At 51.3% G+C, this 13,706-nt stretch carries 21 protein-coding genes and 1 tRNA gene; 15 read left to right on the top strand and 7 right to left on the bottom strand.

Features of this window, described 5'->3' with window-relative positions; translation table 11 throughout:
* Window positions 1-386: 386 nt before the first annotated feature.
* Window positions 387-731, bottom strand: coding sequence for a hypothetical protein (locus E3E23_RS00595; RefSeq protein WP_167905631.1), 345 nt, complete (start codon window positions 729-731; stop codon window positions 387-389).
* A 203-nt stretch (window positions 732-934) separates the two neighbouring features.
* On the opposite strand from E3E23_RS00595, the gene E3E23_RS00590 reads away from it, so the two are divergent.
* Window positions 935-1,093, top strand: coding sequence for a hypothetical protein (locus E3E23_RS00590; protein ID WP_167905629.1), 159 nt, complete (start codon window positions 935-937; stop codon window positions 1,091-1,093).
* An 11-nt stretch (window positions 1,094-1,104) separates the two neighbouring features.
* Here the strand turns inward: E3E23_RS00590 and E3E23_RS00585 are convergent, their stop codons facing one another.
* The 3 genes from E3E23_RS00585 to E3E23_RS00575 form a co-directional block, all read right to left on the bottom strand.
* Complete coding sequence (locus E3E23_RS00585) at window positions 1,105-1,761, bottom strand: hypothetical protein (RefSeq protein ID WP_240920704.1); 657 nt, start codon at window positions 1,759-1,761, stop codon at window positions 1,105-1,107.
* Between the two features lie 244 nt (window positions 1,762-2,005).
* A complete protein-coding gene (locus E3E23_RS00580) occupies window positions 2,006-3,406 on the bottom strand; it encodes a competence protein CoiA family protein (protein ID WP_167905627.1) in 1,401 nt (466 codons plus the stop codon).
* A gap of 12 nt (window positions 3,407-3,418) precedes the next feature.
* Window positions 3,419-4,447, bottom strand: a complete 1,029-nt coding sequence (locus tag E3E23_RS00575) for a hypothetical protein (protein WP_167905625.1) — start codon at window positions 4,445-4,447, stop codon at window positions 3,419-3,421.
* A 161-nt stretch (window positions 4,448-4,608) separates the two neighbouring features.
* Here E3E23_RS00575 and E3E23_RS00570 point away from each other — a divergent pair, with 161 nt between their 5' ends.
* The 12 genes from E3E23_RS00570 to E3E23_RS00515 all read left to right on the top strand — a co-directional run bounded on the left by E3E23_RS00570 (window position 4,609) and on the right by E3E23_RS00515 (window position 10,416).
* Window positions 4,609-5,118, top strand: coding sequence for an AbrB/MazE/SpoVT family DNA-binding domain-containing protein (locus E3E23_RS00570; RefSeq protein ID WP_167905623.1), 510 nt, complete (start codon window positions 4,609-4,611; stop codon window positions 5,116-5,118).
* Between the two features lie 288 nt (window positions 5,119-5,406).
* A complete protein-coding gene (locus tag E3E23_RS00565; protein ID WP_167900535.1) occupies window positions 5,407-5,574 on the top strand; it encodes a hypothetical protein in 168 nt (55 codons plus the stop codon).
* Window positions 5,575-5,579: 5 nt separating this feature from the next.
* A complete protein-coding gene (locus E3E23_RS00560) occupies window positions 5,580-6,575 on the top strand; it encodes a hypothetical protein (protein WP_167905621.1) in 996 nt (331 codons plus the stop codon).
* A complete protein-coding gene (locus E3E23_RS00555) occupies window positions 6,568-6,825 on the top strand; it encodes a hypothetical protein (RefSeq protein ID WP_167905619.1) in 258 nt (85 codons plus the stop codon). Before E3E23_RS00560 ends, E3E23_RS00555 begins: the two co-directional genes overlap by 8 nt.
* Window positions 6,798-6,992: a hypothetical protein gene (locus tag E3E23_RS00550; protein ID WP_167900532.1), complete on the top strand. Its 195-nt coding sequence runs from the start codon at window positions 6,798-6,800 to the stop codon at window positions 6,990-6,992. Before E3E23_RS00555 ends, E3E23_RS00550 begins: the two co-directional genes overlap by 28 nt.
* On the top strand, window positions 6,989-7,264 hold the full coding sequence (locus E3E23_RS00545; RefSeq protein WP_167905617.1) for a hypothetical protein: 276 nt from the start codon (window positions 6,989-6,991) through the stop codon (window positions 7,262-7,264). Before E3E23_RS00550 ends, E3E23_RS00545 begins: the two co-directional genes overlap by 4 nt.
* On the top strand, window positions 7,261-7,599 hold the full coding sequence (locus tag E3E23_RS00540; RefSeq protein ID WP_167905615.1) for a hypothetical protein: 339 nt from the start codon (window positions 7,261-7,263) through the stop codon (window positions 7,597-7,599). Before E3E23_RS00545 ends, E3E23_RS00540 begins: the two co-directional genes overlap by 4 nt.
* Window positions 7,596-8,006, top strand: coding sequence for a hypothetical protein (locus tag E3E23_RS00535; RefSeq protein ID WP_167905613.1), 411 nt, complete (start codon window positions 7,596-7,598; stop codon window positions 8,004-8,006). The genes E3E23_RS00540 and E3E23_RS00535 overlap by 4 nt, the downstream gene beginning before the upstream one ends.
* Window positions 8,006-8,530, top strand: a complete 525-nt coding sequence (locus E3E23_RS00530) for a hypothetical protein (protein ID WP_167905612.1) — start codon at window positions 8,006-8,008, stop codon at window positions 8,528-8,530. Before E3E23_RS00535 ends, E3E23_RS00530 begins: the two co-directional genes overlap by 1 nt.
* A 6-nt stretch (window positions 8,531-8,536) precedes the next feature.
* The gene (locus E3E23_RS00525) at window positions 8,537-9,319 is read left to right on the top strand and encodes a hypothetical protein (protein ID WP_167905611.1); all 783 of its coding nucleotides are present in this window, start codon (window positions 8,537-8,539) and stop codon (window positions 9,317-9,319) included.
* Window positions 9,320-9,401: 82 nt separating this feature from the next.
* On the top strand, window positions 9,402-9,758 hold the full coding sequence (locus E3E23_RS00520) for a hypothetical protein (protein ID WP_167905610.1): 357 nt from the start codon (window positions 9,402-9,404) through the stop codon (window positions 9,756-9,758).
* Between the two features lie 193 nt (window positions 9,759-9,951).
* On the top strand, window positions 9,952-10,416 hold the full coding sequence (locus E3E23_RS00515) for a hypothetical protein (RefSeq protein ID WP_167905609.1): 465 nt from the start codon (window positions 9,952-9,954) through the stop codon (window positions 10,414-10,416).
* Between the two features lie 280 nt (window positions 10,417-10,696).
* On the opposite strand, the gene E3E23_RS00510 is transcribed toward E3E23_RS00515, so the two are convergent.
* Both E3E23_RS00510 and E3E23_RS00505 read right to left on the bottom strand, forming a co-directional pair.
* Window positions 10,697-10,773 (bottom strand) — tRNA-Thr (locus E3E23_RS00510).
* 40 nt (window positions 10,774-10,813) lie between these two features.
* Entirely contained in the window at window positions 10,814-11,629 is an 816-nt protein-coding gene (locus E3E23_RS00505; RefSeq protein WP_167905608.1) for a phosphatase PAP2 family protein, read from the bottom strand.
* 144 nt (window positions 11,630-11,773) lie between these two features.
* Here E3E23_RS00505 and E3E23_RS00500 point away from each other — a divergent pair, with 144 nt between their 5' ends.
* Both E3E23_RS00500 and E3E23_RS00495 read left to right on the top strand, forming a co-directional pair.
* On the top strand, window positions 11,774-12,220 hold the full coding sequence (locus E3E23_RS00500; protein ID WP_167906485.1) for an HAD family hydrolase: 447 nt from the start codon (window positions 11,774-11,776) through the stop codon (window positions 12,218-12,220).
* A 3-nt stretch (window positions 12,221-12,223) separates the two neighbouring features.
* A complete protein-coding gene (locus tag E3E23_RS00495) occupies window positions 12,224-12,838 on the top strand; it encodes a YigZ family protein (RefSeq protein ID WP_167905607.1) in 615 nt (204 codons plus the stop codon).
* On the opposite strand, the gene E3E23_RS00490 is transcribed toward E3E23_RS00495, so the two are convergent.
* A complete protein-coding gene (locus E3E23_RS00490) occupies window positions 12,809-13,684 on the bottom strand; it encodes a hypothetical protein (protein ID WP_167905606.1) in 876 nt (291 codons plus the stop codon). The genes E3E23_RS00495 and E3E23_RS00490 overlap by 30 nt on opposite strands.
* Between the last annotated feature and the right edge of the window lie 22 nt (window positions 13,685-13,706).

Raw genomic sequence — 13,706 nt, 5'->3', positions numbered from 1 at the left:
GTATTTTTATATTTATCGTAGGATAGTATAAGAACCACATAACTCCATTACCTTAAGTGGGAGACTACCCGCTCACATTCGGCAATGCTCTTGATGTGCACTCAAAAGTAATAAGAAAACTGTGCATCCTGAACGGGCTACTTAGTCATATATAAAGAAAGAAGAAAAAGAATGATGAAGAACAAGAGGATAATGGCCAGCTCAAGAGGAGAGATATCCTCAGCCTCCACCTCGAGACTTGCTACCAGCATCTCTATAGCTATGCGGAGTGACTTCACAGAGGTTCCCAAAAACCTAGATATGTACTTATTTAAAAAACAATAATCCAATAGTCAGGACAAGAACTGAAAAATAGTGAAAGTCGTGACGGGTTGATTTTTTTCTTTTTATCCCTGCCTCATGTAATATACTCTGAGTATCAAAGCCACTACCAATATGGCTAAGTTCATGATTGCCGGAGCAATGGGCAATCCAGAATCTTTGAGGATGCTAATCGCGAATATGTATCCAAAAATTCTCATTACTAGGTACGCGAGGGGAATTTTTAAGCTCTCTTGAGTCAATGATAATATGCCTGCAATATCAGCCATTGCCGAAACTGAGACAATGAGAGCCGTTGACATACCTAACTGAAGCGCAACCTTGTAAAACACTGAAAACATTATTCCCAAGACGGCTCCAATTAGGACGTCCCTAAAAGCATCCACAAACTCTGAAACTGGATCCCTCATTCAAGGACCCCCCATATTTTCTGTTAGCAAACTGGAATTTTTACTTCAAACTATAAGAAGGTTTCGCCTCTCAGAATTGGAAAACGGTCAAAAAGCTCGAATAAAACGCAACGACGCAAAATTCCAGAGACAGATGGTAAATCCTGTTAATGAGATAGCGTTCGGCATAACCTTTATATAGTTCCGTCCGTAAGGAAACAACGGTGAGAGAAATGGCTAAGTTTGATGGTTACGAACTCATACTGGAGACCCCAGAGGAGCTCCAGAATTTCGTGAGCGCATTTGAGAAAGCTAAAGAGCGAGACCCCAAAGAAGTAGAAGATACCGTTAAGAGAGCCCTGGCTATCGCCGGCCTCATATGAGGCCGTTAATTTCACTTTGTAGTTCTGGATCTTTTAATTAGCTCAATCCTAAACTTCTGGACCTCATCTACAAATGGATAGAATAACTCGTATGTTCCGCCTCTCGAGATAACCTGGAATCCTTCTGCTAAAGGACTTTTCTTTAGATAGAACTTCTTAGCAACTTTCTTCTTTGCGTGAAGCGACAGTCCTACCCCTCCAATAGTGGCTGCATAGAAAACAGCATACGGAAGTATAATTTTCGACAGAATTTCTCCCCCGACTCCTTTACCCCGGTACTCCTTTTGAAGACCGAACTGACCAAGAAGGATAGTAGGCACCGAGGTGTACTTAATATCCATGCCGAGAAGCTCCTCTAACTTAGCCCTAAGCTCCTCAACAAGTCTCTTCTTATCATCACTCATATCATCCTTGATTTTAAGGCTAACGATGAAAGGAGACAGTGTAAAGTACGAGATGATATTCTCCTCTTTGTCATGGACAATAAAGACAGTAGAAAGACAACGTCTATGTGTGTCCCACGCCTCTTTTTGAGCAAACTCCGTCTGTTCATCTCCATCTACACCACAGTCGAAGGACTGCATCCGGGACACATGTTCTTTGCTCATGAACTCCACAATCACAGGACGTTCAATAGTATCTAATTGTACCCTCACTGGTCGCAGCATTTGACACCCTCCCCGAAATCTTCCGCTACCCTTAAATAATTTACTTGCGTAATTATTACCCTCGCATCTCGTGTTCTAATTTTACTTTGCTCACGCGACTTATAAGCCAGCAAGGACCTTAGCGACGGCGAACTGCTATATGGCATAATGCAACACGGTAAACCTTATGAGTAGAACCGTACGAAAGATACGTATAGAACACAAAATGTGCTACCGCCCCTCGGCGGGCGGCCGTTTGCTTTCCTCAGCCCCTGGCAGCGCGGGAGCGAGGACGTCTTGGTTTTGCATAGGGAAGACGAAAGCGACTATGTTTTAACACCTCTTGCAGATAGTTTATGTCTTTCTCAGAAAGCCTTAGCTCGAAACCTCCCTCGATGACTTTCCCAAGACTCTTGCCAAGATAATACCCTTGCTTTGTATCGGGATTCCAAACTAATACTGGAAGATTGTATATGAACTTAGGAATGCCCCTTCGCGCATAGACAGACTTTATCAACTCCCAAAATACGTGCCGAGAGTGCCTGACAACATCGTCAGTCGATGTAATTTCGGAGATATCGAGCGGAGGCCACGAGATGGATCCCAACCACTTGTTATTTCCAAACGGTTGAAGAATCACGCCCCAAGTATACGGCACGCCTTTCTTAAGGCTACGCTCCAGATAATACCTATGTGCAATTCCCTTGCCAATTCTCAGAGTTAATGCTAATACCTGCCCATAAAGACGAAGCTCAAAACTATACCCGATTACCGCAACTTGTTGATGAGGCGTGGTTGGTGGGAGGGCAATCTTGAAAGGACCTTGTATAATCTCGTCCTCAGGGTAGAGTTTCACTTGAGGCACGTCTCTCAAGTCCAAGTACAGATGGAACGGCTTCGAATAATTGAGAACCCATGGCATAATTCCGACCAACGAATTGTTTGACCCCTCCCACAACAGGTGTACGGCCACTATCGAGTATTCATCCCCGGAAGGAGGAGACACATCATCAAAGAAAAAGATCCTTCCTTGGTGGATTGCATGAATCAACCTATAGACGCTACCCTTCCGAAACATTCGCTTAGTAATTCTCTGCTTATCCAAGTCGGCTTTAGCTATATCTAATAAGGTGAGGCCATCCTCCCTCCGCTTGTACTTCCAGTAAAAAATCCACCACACATAGATTCCCTGATCCGCGTACCTCCGCGACTTTTCAATGATATCATCCTTGGTCCGAGGAGAATTAACCACGACTTCAATCGCGATCTTCTTCCTACCTACCTCATAGTATATATCTGGAATTAGTTTGTAGTTCTCAAATGTCATTATCTTCTCAATCTCCGCATCAATGCCCCTATATCTTAGCTTCTCTGCCAACCACTGCTTAAACTCGTCATGGATTTCCTCTGCCCACTCTTCCTTTTCTGACCAATAGTAGTACTCACAACCGTTCTTCGTGGCTACATGGGAGAAATACCAACGCCCGGCCCGGCTACGCCGGAGAGAGACCTCCATACCGCAGGCCGGGCACACAAAGCGTTTTTCTTTATATGCCTTATTGCGGGCCTCCGCGGATTCACCAACCAACTCTACGGCCTCACTCGCAGTTACTCTGCGTTGAAGGACTGTGTCAAACGCTCTCCACATTCTATATACTACCTCCACATTATTGAGAGATTACCGAATAATTATCTTCCTCCTTGCATCCTGAATTATAATCTCCCGAGAGCGGCCTTTTCTCCTAATGTCTCCTTCCAGAACCACGACCTCGGCACCGAGTCTCCGAAGTTTCTTTATGTAACTGTCAATGTCCACGTTAGCCCCAACGTCGAGGATTACTGCAATGACCTCGTCAAAGTATTCAACATAATCCAGAACCTGCCCAACCAATCGCTGGAGCTTGCTCCTGCTCTCCGCGATCTTAATCTCGATTCCAACCCCATTTCCTATGACTATGTCAATTTTCTGATCTCCAACGGGAACTTGCCTCTGGACCTGGCTTCCAAGCCTCGCACGGAGGTACTGGTAAAGCTGCTTCTCTAGATCCTCTTCATCTCTGACGGTCTCGGGCTCAAAATCCAGTAGGATGTCCAGAATGTCAAGCTCGTGAGAGGCAGAAAATTCTTCCTCCTCATCCAGAGTCTCTACTCCTCTAAGGGACGCCTCAGTCTCCTCCTCAAGCTCAATAGTCTCAACTTCGTTTGCCTCTGCTCCAAAGAGCGTAGCTTTGTACTCGTCGAGTTCTCTTTGTTTCTGTTTCTTCAAGGCCATTAAAGCCGCATTCGCGTCTTCGAGCCACTTGTTGAACTGCTGAATAACGTGTCTGGACTTCACCTTATATCTCTTGGCCACTTCGGCGACTTCCTCAAGAGTCATTTTAGAGGCCATTACATCAATAAGCTCTTCCTTGTTCCTGATTTTGTACCGCTTTTTCTCGCCATTGACAATTTTTGTGCGATAAGTGGGGATCCCCTTAGCAACACAGACGGCCTCAAGTTGCCTCATCTTAAGCTGAGAAAGAATTTCTCGTTTGGCCTCAAATGCCCGCTTTTTCATTTCACGCTTAAAAGACTGTTCAGCGGCAGAAATTTCTCTTTTTATTTCAAGTGCCTTGGCACGATACTTTGCTTCCTTAGCAGCGCGATCCATGGCCCTTTTAGTAGCGTCACCAACTTTCTTAAGGAAGTCGCCGAGCCCCATGAGCATCACCGTTCGGATTAATTACTTACGTAATTATTACGGGGGATTATAAGAAAGTTTCGGCTAGGACTGGAAATATTCCGGGCCATTGGAGAAAGTCTCGACGCCAAAATGCCGTAATAATGACGGTAAACCTTATTTATTAAACAACCAATAAACAACTGATAATGTGCACGCTCGTGCACGAGTGTTTACACCCTTCAAAATTCGCCACCGGGGGCGAGACAGTGAGCCAAGAAAGCAAAGAAATCATCGAGCCACTGGCTAAGTTCCATGCACGACTCGACAAAGAAGGCAGGATAGCCATTCCTAAACCCATACGGGATGCTCTTAATCTTACAAAGAACGATTACATAGAAGTTGTTGTCAGAAAAATCGAGATTGATCATGATAGGCGGGAAATTCGGATACTCCGGCAAGCTTACCTCATTACGAGACTTGGCACCAAGGGATTAATATTCCTGCCATCAGATCTGAAAAAACAATTTGGCCTAAAAGAGAAAGACATCGTTGAAGTTGTTCTTTATGGATTTCACAAATTCGATGAACTTGTAAGTGAAAAAGGTAAGCAGTTGATGACCAAGATGCAAAGCGTGGGGAAATGGTCCGAGCTAAAGCCAGAGGACAAGCTTCCAGAAGACCAAAGCATGGAACATTTCACCTATGTTTTTGTTTGAGTTTAATATTAAGTACTTATAATTAATTAGGATTATAGGAACAACCTAAAAGCTTCTATGGTTCTTTGCGCCATGCTCGTGGCTGATTTTCGGAGAACTGAATTAATATGCCGATAAAATATTTCGATTTACTGTTTTAGCTCGTAATTTGCCAGAATTTTTCTATCCAAAAAACCAACGCTGTGCATTTTGCCACAATTATGCCCACAAAAATCTTTTATATTTGAAGTGCTTACTATCTTACGAGAAATATTCTCGTACGGGAAAAAATCTCGTAAGGTGATAAAGGTGGGAAGGCTCGGAAGGCCTCGCAAGTATGAAGGTCCTGTGAAGAGGTTCGAGGCATGGATCCCTTATGATGTCTACAAGGAGATGGAGGAAGAGAAGCAGCGCCGCGGCATCTCCTGGCCAGAGCTCGTTCTCGACATGTGGGGTGCTTACAAAAGCCAGAGGTGATTTCTATGAGAATTCCCGCGAGGGGCCCTGGACGTCCAAGGAAATGGAACAGCCCGCTTGTGCAGTGGAGGGCTGACATACCTCAGGAGGATTATGAGCTTGCCGAGGAAGAGCGCCTCAAGTTGGGCCTCTCGCGGGCCGAGTGGTTCCATTGGATGCTTCGTCATGTCAAGTTGGACGTTATGGAGCTTATTGCGAAAGTCAAGCACCAAGAAGAGTATATCAAGCAGCTCGAAAAGGAAAACCAGGCCCTTCTTGAGGAGCGCGAGAAACTCCTCGCCAGGATAGAGAGGCTCGAACTTGAGATTGAGGCCCTCAAGCAGGGCCGCTCCGTGAGGTCATACCAGGACGCGCTCAAGCTGAAGGAACTCGCCAAGCACGCGAGGGAAGGCGTCAGCTGGAAGGCCCTCTGTGCCGAGGTCCTCGGCCTCCGCGATGAGGGCAAGATCAAGGACCTCATGAAGCTGGCCTTTGTCGTCAGGAAGAACGAGCGCAACACCTGGCCGGCCAGGTTCTACCCGAAGGACATCGCCACGGAGTTCCATGGTTGGGTCCTCGTCCGCCCGAAGGACCGCCAGGTAGCGGACATCATTGACTACGAGCTCTACCGCGGGGACACGCTGAAGGCTGCAAAGGGCTTGGCCGTGGGTGAGGCCGTGAAGGAGAAGATCCCCGAAGTCAAGCCGCTCAAGTCTGGCCCCGCTGCCGAGCGCTACTTGGAGATGGCTTTCGAGGTCATCTATCACGAGTACATGAATTATATCGCCACCAAGCAGGGCAAGAAGGCGAAGGAGTTCATTGAGGAGAAGGTCCCACCGCGTTTGGAGAGGACTTTCCAGGATATTGATCCGGCCGACGCGCGCCGCGCGGCTTTCGCAGTTCTGGAGAAGCACGAGTCGGATTGGAATGAGGCTTTCGTTTCTAACCTTCGCCAGGTTCTCACGCGCATCCTGAACGCCGGGCAGTATGCCCGCCCCTTGGAGGTGAAGGCCGATGTCTGAGTCGGAAGCCAATTTCTGGAGTTGGGTTGCGGAGGAAGTGAAGCAGGCCCGCCCGCAGGAGAGCCTTGAGGACGTGGTAGCGTGGCTTGAGGCCGAGAAGAAGAGGGCGGAGGAGAGGCGGTTCGACTACATTCTCCGCGGTGACGGGGAGAAGGTGGCGTACTGGAACGGCCGCCTGGAGACCATCAACGAGGTCCTACAGCGGCTCAGGAGGGTGGGAGCATGCGAGATTGGGGCCACCTCCGCGTGAAGGCTCTCGAACTTCTCCGCGAGGGCTGGAAGCGTCCGGATGAGCTCGCCCGCGAGCTGAACATCCGCGTTGAGGACGCCCGCGCTCTCCTGGACGACCTCGAGCGCAGGAGGGAAGTCTGGAGGGACGGCCCGCTCGCAATAGCGAGGGAGGGGATGGTGGCATGAGTGACTTGTGCCGCCTGTTGTGGGAGGCAAGACATGCGCTCGATGCAAACAGGATCTACGTTGGGATCGACTCATTCATATACGAGAAGCTGCTCGTGGCAGAGTACGAGCACTCAATTTCTGACGAGGACGTTCAGAGAATCGTGGAATTCGCGAGGAAGCACGAGTTGTCGTTCAGAATTCACCCGAACGCGGAAGGAGTAGTCGTCATCTTTCACAGATACCTGAAGGAGGAAGAACGTGACAAACTCACAGAGGAGGCGGGAGCATGAAGTTCTACGCGTACTTCTCGGGAATTGGCGAGGAGTACCTGGTCATCGCGAAGGATCTCAAGACTGCAGCCCGCGCGGCCCTGGCCCACTTTTTCGTCAAGCACTACGGCGAGGAGCTGCCCGAGGGCAGCCGCTTCGAGATAATGCCCCTCGCTGACGCCTACCGCAGGGGCTTCCTCGTGAACGCGGAAGTGGCCTTCCTCGAGGAGGTCACGTACGAGCAGGCTTTCGGGGAGTTCAAGGAGCTGCTTGACCGAGAGGCTCAGCGCCGCGCCGCCGGGAAGGCTGCTCAGGCCGGCCAGGCCACCCTTGCCGCGTGGGGGGTGAGAGCTTGACCGTCCGCTCTCTTTCTCTCCCTGAGGAGCTTGAGGTCAAGCTCGAGGAGGCCCTCGCGGCCTGGCACGCGAGGAAGGTGCAGGTCCTCATCGATGACGACGACCTGCCCGAGAACGCCATGAACGTGCTCCCGCTTGAGCGGCTCGAGGAGGCCCTTCAGGAGCTGCCCGTGCCCACGAAGGTCTACGTCTCCGGCCGCGTCTACAAGGTCAAGCTCCGCAAGAAGGTGAGCTACGAGGAATACCAGCGCATCAAGGAGAAGCTTGGCGAGCTCAGCGATGTGTGGTGGGACAGGAAAGAGCAGGTTCTCAAAGTGCTGAGGTACCAGGAGGCGCCCGAAGAGTCTGAGGAAGAAGAGCTCGAAGTGGAGGAGATCGTCATCCAGCCCGAGGAGGTGGGGACCTGATGGCCTCCCGCACGGCTTTCGTTTATCAGGACGCTCTCAGCATTGACGACGCTTTCACCTATTTCAAGCGCCTCATGCGGGACGCTGAGAACCGCGTCCACTTCAGCCGGGCGCTCCAGAAGGCCAGGAAGGGCCTGGACGTGCATATGTACGTGACTGATGTCGACAGCCTCATCATCCAGTACCTCAACCGCCGCGGCGTCAAGGGCTTCCGTTTCACTGGCTTCGAGCTGAAGAACATGAACCCACGCTCGGCTCTGGTCAATGGGAAGGTCAAGGTGAACGGCAAGCAGTACGAGGGGCACAGGATGTTCGCGCTGCAGGCGGGTATTGACTTCTACTACCTCGTTAACCTTGGGCAGGAGTTCCTCGTTTGGAACGCGGCGAACACGCCGGTGAGCTTCGACTGGTACGGGCACGGCTCGGCTCATGATTACTACGCGTTCGTCCATCTCGATGATGTGATCCGCGTTCCCGCTCAGGAGCTGCCCGAGACGCTCAGGTTCCTGCTGTGGGGGAGGTGACGGGGCGTGGAATTGTTCTTCTTCGGAGTCGCTGACGGTTCGGCAAGAAAGGCGATAGAGAGCTTCGCTCCACGCAAGTTCAATGTCATGGTCAACTACGCGACTGCGGTCAGGCCAATCCCGCGCAACCGCGGCAAGCTCTTCGTCGACAGCGGCGGCTTTAGCTTCTTTTTCAAGCTCAGAGAGTACCCTGACAGCCATCTCAATTACCTCCGCTATGTCTACCGCGTCAAGGCCGACTTCTTCGCCAATAGAGACTACCCAAACGAGCCTCAGGTTCGCGAGAAGTGGGGTGTGACTGTGCGGGAGAACCAGATGAAGACGATCGAGAACCAACTCAAAATCATGGATCTCCTCGACGACTACTATCCCAAGCTCAAGCCTCGCTTTGTCGCGGTGCTTCAGGGCTGGACGCTTGACGATTACCTCTGGATGCTGGACTACATGAGGGAGCACGGCCTCCTGACTGAACTCATCGGCCTCGGCACAATGTGCCGGCGCGGGCGGGAGCAGCAGATCCGGAAGTACATCCTCGCAATCCGCAAGGAACTCCCTCGGAAATATCGACTGCACGGCTTTGGCATCAAGTTCGGCGTTCTGAAGTACAAGGACGTTTGGGACGCGCTCTACTCGGCAGACAGCCTCGCGTACAGGTACCACATCAGGAAGAACTGGCAGGAGGGCATCTCGATTCAGGAGCAGATTGAGCGGGTTCTCTCGAAGTGGGTGGCGAACCTCGACAACCTGTTTGAGATCCATTCAAAGCAACTCGCGCTTGAGGTGGTTTGAATGGAGGGGGTGGGGATTACTGAGGAGTATTACACGTGGTGGTTCCGCTACGTGCACTCTGAAGAAGAAAAGGAGGAGCGTGATGGCCGTGAGTGAGGAGTTGGGACGCTGGTCATACCTCCCCACATACGTCAGGGACTATCTTGGTATCCCGCTAGCATACCTCTTTGGCTTCGTGAACTACCGTCAGCTTGTCAGAATAAAGAAGGTCAAGACAAAAGAGCCGCACGTCTGTAAAGCCTGCAAGAGGGAGATTCCGGCAGGCTCGGAGGCTTATGTGCTTACTTTCAGAAGAGGACAATTCGGCCCGTGGTTCTCAAAATACTATCATGCTGACTGCTACAAGCGAGAAGTCGAGCGGGTGAAGAGGGACTTGCTTAAGGCCCTCGACGAGTTCTTCTACAAGTACAGCGAGGAGGGAAGGGACATATGGAGCTAAACGTTAACTTTCGTATGAGTGTTGACGTATTCACGAAATCCGTGAGCGGGATTTCGGTTTCACCGGGTGCGGCCTCTTTCCTAGCTCACACTTTCCGTGAATACGGGCCCTCATTTACGAGTGATAAAGCCCACACACCAAACACTCCCGAAAGCCTCACCATGCTCACAAAAACCGTGAGTGGGGTGAGCCCATGAAGCCCAAAATAGCCCTGCCCGAGAACGAGTTCAAGCTCAAGGGCCTCTACAACTTCCTTGAGCTAATCTTCGATGACGACGAGCACCGCATAGGCATAGCTGAAGCCCTCCTCGAGCGGCTGAGGCAGAAGAGGGAGACCTACACTGAAGACTGGCTTGAGGTCATCCTCGAATACCTCGGCGAGCAGGACCTGCTTGAGCAGTACCACGAGCTCCTGAACAAGTTCGACGAGGGGGAGATCACGAAGACCAGGATAAACAAGCTCATCGAGAAGGAGCTCCGCGAGAGGGGCTACCCTGCCGCAAAGCTGAGGAAGGACTGGAGCATAGTCAAGAAGACGCTCATTCAGCTCGGGATAGTGTCCAGGACTTCAAACAGGCTCAACCTCTCGTGGGAATTCGTTGAGAAGCTGAACACGCTGACAAAATTCTACAACCTGTGGAGGGCCGGCGAGATCTGAGGTGACGACCATGACCGCAATGGCTATATCCTGCGGACACTCAGTATTTCAGTGTGGCTACATGTGGCCACGTGTGGCCACACAAAAAGGAGCCTTTGGGGGCCTTGAAATGGCCAAAAAGAAGCCTAAGAGAACTCGTATACCAATTCACATCACGCTTAGTCCGCAGGTCATCGAACTTCTCGATCAGGCAACGTATAACAGGAGCCGTTTCATTGAGGATGCCGTTTTGATGAGGCTTTCAATTGAGAAATGGTCTGAGAAGTGGGAAGGATGGTTGTGGAGCCGGGAGCGGGATTTGAACCCGCGACCTGCGGATTACGAGTCCGCCGCCCTGCCGAGCTAGGCTACCCCGGCACCCGATGTTAAGGGCTTCGGAGACCTTTATAAGTTTTTCTCAGGGAGTCCCAAAGAGATTGTCGACGAGCTGGCTCCAGTGCTGAGGGTCGGCAGCGAGGAAGAGGGCGATGACGCCGATGAAGAAACTGACCAGTGTCAGCCGTTTCAGATAAGAGAGCTCCAGCCTGCACAGGATGGCAGGGAGCTTTGGAGAATAGCCCACGGTGAGCCTTGAAACGATTCCCGCAAGGAGCATTCCCGTGACTATATCATAAATCCAGTGGTGGCCGAGGAGGAGCGTGGCAAAGGGTATTAACGAGTTGATGGCTATGATCGCTGCGCCTGTCTTCTCCTTTCTGTACTTCCAGAGGGTGATTATGTTCACCATGGCGAAGGTGTTGTGGAGAGAAGGCAGAACGAACTCCTGCCTCGTCAGATAGTTGTTCTCGGATATGTAGCCTGGAAGGTTGTAGACCAGATGTGGTGCGTGGACATGGAAGAGGATGTATATCACCCCAGCCACGGAATAGGAGAGCAGATATCGAATAAAGAGCTCGTCCGATGCCTCCAGATCCCTTTTGTAAAGGAGTAGATATGCAACGACGAGAGCGATTGACCCTGAGAAGCCCAGGTAATAAACTGCCTCAAGGAGCCAGTATATGAGAGGAACACTTTTTGTAAACCCCACAAGGCCAACCACGAAATCCCTGGAGGTGAACGGAAGCTTCAAGAGATAATCGGTCAAATCAACGCTATACCTGCCAAGAAAGCCGTAGGCAAGTCCAAATAAGAGCCATCCGAAGTAGCTCAGAAAGAACGAGTTTAGCCTAACGAGAACCTCCCAGTCATTGACAAGCTCTCGCACTTTCAACATGGTATTCCCTCCAGTGGTGAGATATTTAACTCTTTCGCTATTAATACGGAACACCCCCTCGAATTGGTCGCCCCCACCCCGCTATGGGCCACTTGGGGTTCAAACCTTAAAAATCCTCCTGGCAAAGTTACAGTGGTGATATCAATGGAAATTCCGGGCTACGGCGAAATAAAAGCTGAAACTGTGGTGTTCGACCTCAACGGGACCCTTGGGTCGGATGGAAAAGTGGACGATGAGGTAAAGCACCTCCTGGAGAGGCTTGCCGACAGGTACACCGTTGTAATACTAAGTGCGGACACCTTCGGGACGCTGGAGGAAGAGTTCAAAGGCCTCCCCGTCAGGGTTGAGAGAGTTAAAGACGGGAGCGAGAAGCTCCAAAAAGCTATGAGCTACGGCTCCTACATAGCCATCGGTAATGGAAACAACGACGTGGCGATGCTGGAGAGCGCCGAGCTGGCCTTCTGCGTCATAGGTCCAGAGGGGGCCACAATAGACGCCCTCCTCGCGAGTGATATCGTGGTTACCGATGTCAAAGATGCGATAGCTATGCTCCTCAACGAGAAGAAGCTCATCGCGACGCTGAGAGGGTGAGGCATGTACAGAACGCTAAAAGGCATAGGCACGGCCGAGTTAGTCGTTAAGAAGTCCGTCTTCATAGGCTACGCTTCACCTGCCAGCTCGGAGGAGGAAGCAAAATCCTTCATAGGGAAGATAAAGGCCCACCACAGCGACGCCACCCACAACGTCTCGGCGTATCTGATAAACGACGGGAAGAACTTTGCTGTCCGCTATGACGACGACGGCGAGCCTAAGGGCTCTGCTGGAAAGCCCGTCCTCAAGGTCATCCAGAACAAAGGCCTGAGCAACGTGGTTGTTGTAGTTACGCGCTACTTCGGGGGAATAAAGCTCGGCTACGGTGGTTTGGTCAAGGCCTACAGCGAAGCAGCTAGTCTGGCCATAGAAAATGCAGGAATAGTCGAAGTCTATGAGACGGAGCGCTTTGAGGTTGTCTTTTCCTACAATCTCTACCAGGCCGTCAGGGAGACTGTCGAGGGAAACGGCGGGAAGGTAGTTGGCGAGGATTACGGTGAGCTGGTGAAGTTCATCGTGGAGACGCGGAAGGGTGAGGCCGAACCGCTGATGGAGCTTCTGACCGAAAAGACGCGCGGGAGGGTTAGACTAAGGCCCCTCTTCATGAGGAGCGTTTAGACTCAGGAGCCGCCTCACTCTGTCCAACAGGTACCTGGCAAGTGCCACCGTAAGGGGTCTTCTAACGGCGTAGAACGTAACCCCTTCTTCAGTTTTTACTGCCTTCAGCTTGTACAGGTAAGGATTCACTCCCCGCGATCTCAGGATTTCCTTCTCATACTTCAAGTGGGCCTCTATGACAAGGTCGAGGGCGTTTTCCTCCGCCGATTCATAGCGCCTCTTCAGGGTCTCGGCGAATTCCCGACAGGTGGTTACCCCTTTCTCCAGCTCCTCGGGAAAGAGCCTATCTATGACCTCTCTTCGCCCCTTTCCGCTCATGGCCCGGCAGGCCTCTGCAACGATATCCCACATCTCAAGGTCACACGCAGTGTTTATAACCATCTCCAGCCGCCAGTCCCTGTTTGAACGTCCCTTTATGTGCCTCGCCCACTGGAGGGCCAGCATCAGCGCGTCACGGGCAAGCTTTGAGTTCTCTTTTCCGGCACACCTCGCAATGTCCAGGAGAACCTCCACCTTACTCTCCGGCTTTATAAGAACGTGGTGTCTCTCAAAGGACGTCTCCGCTCTCTCCGGACTGCACGAATCCAGATACTCCTTGAAAACGCGCCATCTCGCCCAATCGACGGAGTCCCCCACCAGGATGTCCACCACGACTAGTGCTTTCCTAAGATCGCCCCGCCGGGCGAAGTCCGCTGCAATCTCGACCACAAGGGTGGCCAGTTCTTCGCTCACATAGTCCGGAGGGAGTTCCCGTATCTTGGCGAGGGCCTCTTCGAACCTTCCACGGTCCACAAGGCTGTAGATTACATGGTACGTCTCGGGTCTAGGGGTGCTCTGCACGGTCATGGGCTGGGAGTGACCATCTGGA

The sequence above is a fragment of the Thermococcus sp. CX2 genome, assembly GCF_012027555.1.
Taxonomy (GTDB): domain Archaea; phylum Methanobacteriota_B; class Thermococci; order Thermococcales; family Thermococcaceae; genus Thermococcus.
Note: the sequence above shows the minus strand (reverse complement) of the source record. Positions and strands in the feature narration are given on the sequence as shown.

Bases quoted from the DNA above. Each gene is read 5' to 3' on its own strand.
- E3E23_RS00595 (WP_167905631.1), bottom strand. From the start codon at position 731: ATGAGGGATCCAGTTTCAGAGTTTGTGGATGCTTTTAGGGACGTCCTA.
- E3E23_RS00585 (WP_240920704.1), bottom strand. From the start codon at position 1,761: ATGCTGCGACCAGTGAGGGTACAATTAGATACTATTGAACGTCCTGTG.
- E3E23_RS00575 (WP_167905625.1), bottom strand. From the start codon at position 4,447: ATGCTCATGGGGCTCGGCGACTTCCTTAAGAAAGTTGGTGACGCTACT.
- E3E23_RS00570 (WP_167905623.1), top strand. From the start codon at position 4,609: ATGTGCACGCTCGTGCACGAGTGTTTACACCCTTCAAAATTCGCCACC.
- E3E23_RS00560 (WP_167905621.1), top strand. From the start codon at position 5,580: ATGAGAATTCCCGCGAGGGGCCCTGGACGTCCAAGGAAATGGAACAGC.
- E3E23_RS00555 (WP_167905619.1), top strand. From the start codon at position 6,568: ATGTCTGAGTCGGAAGCCAATTTCTGGAGTTGGGTTGCGGAGGAAGTG.
- E3E23_RS00550 (WP_167900532.1), top strand. From the start codon at position 6,798: ATGCGAGATTGGGGCCACCTCCGCGTGAAGGCTCTCGAACTTCTCCGC.
- E3E23_RS00545 (WP_167905617.1), top strand. From the start codon at position 6,989: ATGAGTGACTTGTGCCGCCTGTTGTGGGAGGCAAGACATGCGCTCGAT.
- E3E23_RS00540 (WP_167905615.1), top strand. From the start codon at position 7,261: ATGAAGTTCTACGCGTACTTCTCGGGAATTGGCGAGGAGTACCTGGTC.
- E3E23_RS00530 (WP_167905612.1), top strand. From the start codon at position 8,006: ATGGCCTCCCGCACGGCTTTCGTTTATCAGGACGCTCTCAGCATTGAC.
- E3E23_RS00520 (WP_167905610.1), top strand. From the start codon at position 9,402: ATGGCCGTGAGTGAGGAGTTGGGACGCTGGTCATACCTCCCCACATAC.
- E3E23_RS00515 (WP_167905609.1), top strand. From the start codon at position 9,952: ATGAAGCCCAAAATAGCCCTGCCCGAGAACGAGTTCAAGCTCAAGGGC.
- E3E23_RS00505 (WP_167905608.1), bottom strand. From the start codon at position 11,629: ATGTTGAAAGTGCGAGAGCTTGTCAATGACTGGGAGGTTCTCGTTAGG.
- E3E23_RS00500 (WP_167906485.1), top strand. From the start codon at position 11,774: ATGGAAATTCCGGGCTACGGCGAAATAAAAGCTGAAACTGTGGTGTTC.
- E3E23_RS00495 (WP_167905607.1), top strand. From the start codon at position 12,224: ATGTACAGAACGCTAAAAGGCATAGGCACGGCCGAGTTAGTCGTTAAG.
- E3E23_RS00490 (WP_167905606.1), bottom strand. From the start codon at position 13,684: ATGACCGTGCAGAGCACCCCTAGACCCGAGACGTACCATGTAATCTAC.